8 protein-coding genes are annotated in these 6593 nt (G+C 29.2%); 6 read left to right on the top strand and 2 right to left on the bottom strand.

Going from position 1 to position 6593, the window contains the following annotated elements:
• Nucleotides 1–181 precede the first annotated feature (181 nt).
• The 5 genes from ACH2CG_RS02620 to ACH2CG_RS02600 all read left to right on the top strand — a co-directional run bounded on the left by ACH2CG_RS02620 (nt 182) and on the right by ACH2CG_RS02600 (nt 4121).
• A complete protein-coding gene (locus tag ACH2CG_RS02620; RefSeq protein ID WP_395061916.1) occupies nt 182–1552 on the top strand; it encodes a DUF3696 domain-containing protein in 1371 nt (456 codons plus the stop codon).
• A gap of 2 nt (nt 1553–1554) precedes the next feature.
• Nucleotides 1555–2037, top strand: a complete 483-nt coding sequence (locus tag ACH2CG_RS02615; RefSeq protein WP_395061914.1) for a hypothetical protein — start codon at nt 1555–1557, stop codon at nt 2035–2037.
• Between the two features lie 256 nt (nt 2038–2293).
• A complete protein-coding gene (locus ACH2CG_RS02610; protein ID WP_034098013.1) occupies nt 2294–2602 on the top strand; it encodes a helix-turn-helix domain-containing protein in 309 nt (102 codons plus the stop codon).
• Nucleotides 2592–3830 carry a DNA (cytosine-5-)-methyltransferase gene (gene dcm, locus ACH2CG_RS02605; protein WP_395061912.1) on the top strand — a complete coding sequence of 413 codons (1239 nt, stop codon included), beginning with the start codon at nt 2592–2594 and terminating at the stop codon, nt 3828–3830. Before ACH2CG_RS02610 ends, dcm begins: the two co-directional genes overlap by 11 nt.
• A 54-nt stretch (nt 3831–3884) precedes the next feature.
• Nucleotides 3885–4121, top strand: a complete 237-nt coding sequence (locus ACH2CG_RS02600) for a hypothetical protein (RefSeq protein WP_395061910.1) — start codon at nt 3885–3887, stop codon at nt 4119–4121.
• Here the strand turns inward: ACH2CG_RS02600 and ACH2CG_RS02595 are convergent.
• Nucleotides 4111–4581 (bottom strand): hypothetical protein, encoded by a 471-nt coding sequence (locus ACH2CG_RS02595; RefSeq protein WP_395061908.1) that lies wholly within the window; start codon nt 4579–4581, stop codon nt 4111–4113. The genes ACH2CG_RS02600 and ACH2CG_RS02595 overlap by 11 nt on opposite strands.
• A complete protein-coding gene (locus tag ACH2CG_RS02590) occupies nt 4581–4868 on the bottom strand; it encodes a helix-turn-helix domain-containing protein (protein ID WP_395061906.1) in 288 nt (95 codons plus the stop codon). Before ACH2CG_RS02590 ends, ACH2CG_RS02595 begins: the two co-directional genes overlap by 1 nt.
• A 48-nt stretch (nt 4869–4916) precedes the next feature.
• On the opposite strand from ACH2CG_RS02590, the gene ACH2CG_RS02585 reads away from it, so the two are divergent.
• Nucleotides 4917–6329: a Sau3AI family type II restriction endonuclease gene (locus tag ACH2CG_RS02585; protein ID WP_395061904.1), complete on the top strand. Its 1413-nt coding sequence runs from the start codon at nt 4917–4919 to the stop codon at nt 6327–6329.
• The last annotated feature ends 264 nt before the right edge of the window (nt 6330–6593 follow it).

Genomic DNA, 6593 nt, shown 5'->3' with positions numbered 1-6593 from the left:
GTGTTTCATGTTTAAAAATAAGAAATCTCTATTTTTCTTACAACAATTTCGGTATATTTGTTTGTTGGATGGTGAAGTTTTTTCACAGTCTGACGTTAGGCGATATTTTGCCCAAAAAACAGGAAAAATCATTAAATCCAAAAAACACTTATTTTAATAAAAAAATATTAACTTTGTAGCTATGGATTTAGAAAAAATTAAAATAGAAAATTTCAAATGTTTCCAATCTCAAACTGAAATTGAGTTAGGAAAAATAACTTTGTTAACTGGAGCAAACAGTAGCGGAAAAAGTTCAATAATATATAGTATACTTGGTTCAATTCAATCTGGAGAATTCCCTTTTCAGTTTTCAACAAATGGCAAGTTTGTCAATATGGGTGATTTTAGAGAAATAGTTTATAATCACGATAAGAAGGGTGAAATTAAACTTGGTTTTACCTTTAAAAATGGTTCAATTCAAGAAATAAATACAATTTGGAAAGAAGATATTGTAAATAATCTTCCAAAGTTATACGAACTAAAAGCTAAATCGGAATATTTTGATTTATCAATAACTTACAAATCAAAAAAATATATTGTAGACTTAAAATATGACCCTACAAAAGACCCTCAATACAAAATATTTTCCGCAGACAATTATAAAAAATTTATTACAAATATAACTGGTTTAATTGGGGAAAATAAGCCTAATCCAAACAAAAAAATTGAACAAGAAAAAGATTTTGGTTCAATTTTAGAGGAAATGACAAAACCGCAAGATTTTAAAGGTCTTGAAATTGAAGAAAGTTTGTTTGGTAAAAACATTTTATTAAAAAAAGGCAATGTAAAACTTCAACAAATTTTCGAAATTGTAGCTAAAACTTTCAATAATTATGATAAAAATATAAATTTTATTAGCTCATTTAGACTTCATCCAGATAGAGGATATTTGGAAACCTCAAAAGCAGAATTGAAAGTTGATAATGATGGGAATGGATATTTAGACCAAATAATGTACTGGGAAAATAAAACTCCTAAAAAGTTTAAAGAATTAATAACTATACTTCAAGATTTAAATTTACTTGAAGAAATTAAGCCTAAACGAACTGATGGAGGTAAATATGATTTGTTAGTTAAAACTAAAAAAGATGGAGTATTTACTTCACTTTATGATGTTGGTTTTGGGATTTCACAATTTTTGCCAATAATTGTAGCAGATTTACAGCTACCAAAAGGATCTACTTTATTTATAGCACAGCCTGAAATACACTTGCATCCAAGCATTCAATCATCTTTTGGAGATTATTTAACTAATCAAATTAAACTAAATTCCAAAAAATATGTAGTTGAAACACATAGTGAATATCTTTTAAACAAAATTAGATTGTCAATTGTCAAAGGAGAAATCAGTCAAGATGATGTCAAAATAATTTTTGTAGACAACAAAGGTGAAAAAAATATTTTGCACAAAATAATATTTAATAAATCCGGACAAATATTAAATGCTCCAGAAAATTTTTTCAAAACATATATGATGGATGTTATGGAAATTGCAATTAACGCATCTGAATAAGTATGAAAAAAGATATTTTTATAGATAATAATATAGCAAGTAAATTTACAAATCCTCAAGATAAGGAATATATCAAACTAACAAAATGGTTGTTAAATTACGAAATAAAAGATAATTCAAAAAAAGATGATTTTGCTCATCTCGTAGTTTCAAAGAAACTACTTGGAGAATATTTACGTTCTTCAATTGGAGCATTTAGCGATACATCTATACCAATTATAATAAATAAACTACTTTCTGAAGGTCGATTAATCAATGTTACAAATCAAAAAATTAAGGATTTTAAGCAAATTCATTACACAAAATCGATTGAAAAAAAACTACTAAGTAATAATGAAGATAGAGAACATATACCTCTAGTTTTACTTTCTGAAAGAAAGTTTGCGCTTTCCTATGATGATAATTTCATTAAAGATATTAAAATATTTCCTAAATTTAAAGTTACTGCTGAAAAGAGACCAGAAAATCTTCCTTATGACTTGTAAAAAAAACATCGCCTAACAGCGGTTTCAAGAAATGGCGAGGCTCGGGATTTATCAGAAATTGGAAAGGTAATTAATTAAAAGTTTTTTCTATATTTGTGAAGGCTTGGTCTTGGTTCATCGCCACTTCATGAAGCCGCGAAACGTTGGCAGTAATACCCCCAAAAATCTGCAGAAAACGAGAAATCTGAAAAATAAATCCTTGAAAAATTGTTTCTAAAACTAATTTGACTATTTTTGTCAAAACAAATTTTGTCTTATGGAGACATTTGGAGATATTATAAAAACTGAAAGAGAAAGCAAAGGTCTTTTATTAAGACAAGTTGCTTCTGCACTCGAAATTGATCAAGCGATTATAAGCAAATTTGAGCGTGGAGAAAGAAAACCAACAAAAGAACAAGTTGAAAAATTTGCTGAATTTTACGATTTAGACAAAAATAAATTAATCACAAGTTGGTTAAGCGATCAAATCGCAAATACAATTCTCTATGAAGAAAATATTGGAGAAGTCCTAAAAGTAGCCGAAGAAAAAGCATTATACCTAAAAACTATTCACAATGGAAAATAAAATAAAAGTAGTAGAATTGTTTGCAGGTGTTGGAGGTTTTAGACTTGGTTTAGAAGGATGGAATAACAAATCCGCATCATCAAATTACAAAGAAAATTTTGAAAGTCCATACGAAGTCGTTTGGAGTAATCAGTGGGAACCGTCAACCAAAGTGCAACACGCATCAATGGTTTATGAAACTCGTTGGGACAATAAAAGTCATTGTAATCAAGACATTTCAACGGTAGAAGTTACTGAAATTCCTGATCACGATTTATTAGTTGGCGGTTTTCCTTGCCAAGATTATTCAGTTGCAACAACGCTAAAAAATTCAAAAGGATTAATTGGAAAAAAAGGTGTTTTGTGGTGGTCAATCCACAAAATTTTGAGCGAAAAAGAAAACAAAACAAAATATTTGTTTCTCGAAAACGTGGATAGACTTTTGATTTCACCATCAGGACAACGTGGACGAGATTTTGCAATAATTCTAAAAAGTCTAAACGATTTAGGTTATGCTGTTGAATGGCGAGTTGTAAACGCATCAGAATATGGAATGCCACAGCGAAGAAAAAGAATTTTTATTTTGGCTTATTTAAAAGATTCAACAATTTATAACGAAATAAAAGAAACAACTTCAAAAGATTGGATTCTAAAAGATGGAACTTTAGCAAACGCTTTTCCAGTTCAATCTGATGATATTTTGTTTCCAAACGAATTCAAACTAAAAGGAGATATTGTTGAAATTTCTGAAAATTTCAACAAGAACGGCAAAAAAGGAATGTTTGAAAATACAGGAATTATGATTGACGGAATTGTGACTACAATCAAAACAAAACCAAGTTACGAAGACAAATTTACAATCCTAAAAGACATCATTCAAAACGGGGAAGTAACCGAGGAATTCTACATAAAAGAAGAAGAATTAGACAAATGGTTTTATCTGAAAGGTGCTAAAAAAGAAATGCGTAAAAACGCACAAGGTTTTGAGTACAATTATAGTGAAGGTGGAATGATTTTTCCAGACTCATTAGACAAACCATCGAGAACTATAATAACAGGCGAAGGTGGAAAATCCGCATCTAGATTTAAACACGTTATAAAAGTTGAAAAAGGTTACCGTAGATTATCGCCAGTTGAATTGGAGAGATTAAATATGTTTCCAGATAATCACACAAAATTTGAAAGTAATAAATATAATTTGGGCGTTCCCCAAGGGTCGGGCTTTCCGTTCCAATCTTTTGTTTTTTAAAGAAAAAAACAAAAGGATTTCCTCTTCAATCCCTAACGCAAAACCGCAATAAACATGAACATTCAAGTAATAATTGACAATCTAAAAAAAGGTAATTCAGAAGGTTTACAAATCAAAAAACAAAATGGAATAATAACTTCAACTTGGTTGATTTACTTTAAGAATGATAAATTTTACTACTTTGATATCAATCAAAAAATTGAATTTATTAAACAATATTGCTATACTGAAGTAGAATTAATTAAAGAATTTAGTAATGGTAAATTTAATATTGAAGAATTTATAAATTAATTTGATATTGTATTCTTTTGTTTTTAATTATTGCTTCAAGTTCTTCAATTGTTAGTAATGCAAAGGATGAGCCTTTTTCATTCATACTAACAAAGCAAAAACGAAATCTATTACCTAAAAGTTTTCCAAAATTAAATTCATTTTCAGTAGCACCAAAAAAGAAACCTTTTGGGTTTTCAGGTAAATATTTTTTTGTAGTTTTTAACTCTACTAAAATAATATCCTCAAGATATGTTTCCAAAATGTCCGAATTAATTTCTTTACCAACCATATCGGGAATGTAAATTAAGTCAAATGATTGTAAAAATCTGCGTTCAATCTTTAATAAATCAAGTAATTGTTTTTTAATCTCTAAATCAATTTTAAAAAAGCCTGTGAAATTTTCAAAAATATAATTTACGCCTTCTTTTTCTGTGACATTGTTTTTCAAAGTCAATACAAACGAGTGTTTTCTTGACATTATTTTTCAGATTTTATTTCATAATTCTTGTAATTATGATTTGGATTTATAGTTTTTAAATCTAATAGTTCAGAAATATTTACCTCAAAAACTTTAGCAAACACAGCCATATTTGAAAGTGAAATATTTCTCTCTCCTCTTTCTATCATTCCAATATATGTTCTGTGGAAACCAGTCAAAAAGGATAATTTTTCTTGGCTTATGCTTTTTTGAAGTCGTAATTGCTTAATTCTATCTCCAAATTCGTTTAATAGAAATTCATTTATCATAAAAGCAAAACTATACATATTGTATGTTTTGATCAACCGACAATATGTATCATTAAAAAGATAAATTTGTCGGTTAATCGATATGCGTTAGGGATTGCAGAGGAAATCCTTTTTTGGCTTTTTCTGCCAAAAAAGATTGGAACGAAAAGCCCGACCCTTGGGGAACGCCCAAAAAATTTAGAGTATTCTTATTCGGGTAAAGGGAATTTTGGACAAGTTTTAGAGAAATTTTATTTTGGTTACGAACCCAATTCTGTGGCAGAAGCAGATTTTGCTCAAATTGGAATGGAACTAAAATCTTCGCCATTAAAACAACTAAAAAATGACGAATTTCGCTCAAAAGAGCGATTAGTTTTAAACATCATTAACTACGTTAATGTTGTCAATCAGAATTTTGAAAATAGTGATTTCTTCAAAAAGAATACAAGCATTCTTTTGATTTTCTATCTTCATAATGCAGGTTATGACATTTTGGATTATTTAATAAAATTGGTTGATGAATGGAGTTTTCCATCAACTGACTTGGAAATAATCAAAAAAGATTGGCAGACAATTAATGAAAAAATTGCAAACGGAAAAGCACACGAACTTTCGGAAGGCGACACTTTTTATCTTGGTGCTTGCACCAAAGGCGCAAATGCTTTGTCGGTTAGAAAACAACCTTTTTCAGAAATACCAGCAAAACAAAGAGCCTATTCTTTTAAGCAAGGTTATGTAAATCATATAATTGCCTCGATTGCAAATGAAAGCAAAGAAATTTATGGAAAGTTAATTCCAAACGTTCAAGTTGCTAAAAAACAAACTATTGAAGAAATTGTAATTTCTAAATTTAAACCGTTTTATGGAAAAACGGAAGAAGAAATTATAAAAACTCTGAAAATCAAAATCAATACAAAAGCTAAAAGTTTTTACGCAAATTTGACAAAAGCAATTCTCGGAATTGAACTTGATAAAGAAATTGAAGAATTTGAAAAAGCAGAAATTATTGTAAAAACAGTCCGTTTAAAAGAAAATGATTTACCAAAAGAAGATATTTCATTTCCAAATTTTAAATACGAAGAAATTGTAAATGAAGATTGGGAAGAATCTGATTTCAAAGATGTTTTAGAACATAAATTCCTTTTTGTATTCTTTCAATTCGAAAACAAAAAACTTGTTTTGAAGAAAGTTAAATTTTGGAATATGCCATATCTTGACATATTAGAAGCCGAAAAAGTTTGGACAAAAACAAAAGAAATTGTTGCGAAAGGCGAAATTGTAAAAGAAATAAAAACTAACAAAAATGGCAAGGAAATTCGTTTCACGAATTTTCCTAGCAAGAAATTTAGTTCTGTTTCTCACGTTCGTCCTCACGCAAAAGATTCTTCCGACACTTTTGAACTGCCGAAAAAAGACAAATTAACAAAGCAAAATGAATACACTAAACATTGTTTTTGGCTGAACAATACTTATGTAAAAAATGAAATTTATCTGAAATAGAAACCGATAGGTACTACTGCCAACACACGCTACAAGCAATTTGGGGATTTGGCTTAATGGAAAAATTGGTTTGTATTTGGAAGATTTGGCGAACCCGAATAATGGGCTTAATTTAGTCCCAAACTGCGTGTAGCGCGGGAACGTTGGCAGTCATTGTAGCCGAACTCGGAGAATTCAAAAACCTAACGCAACAAATGATAAATTTTATCTTTGTTGAATTATGGAAAAAAAACACAAACGATTATCGTTTAAAGAACGAGTTGT

Source organism: Flavobacterium sp., assembly GCF_043778725.1.
Classification (GTDB): Bacteria; Bacteroidota; Bacteroidia; order Flavobacteriales; family Flavobacteriaceae; genus Flavobacterium.
This window is presented reverse-complemented; position numbering and strand designations above follow the sequence as displayed.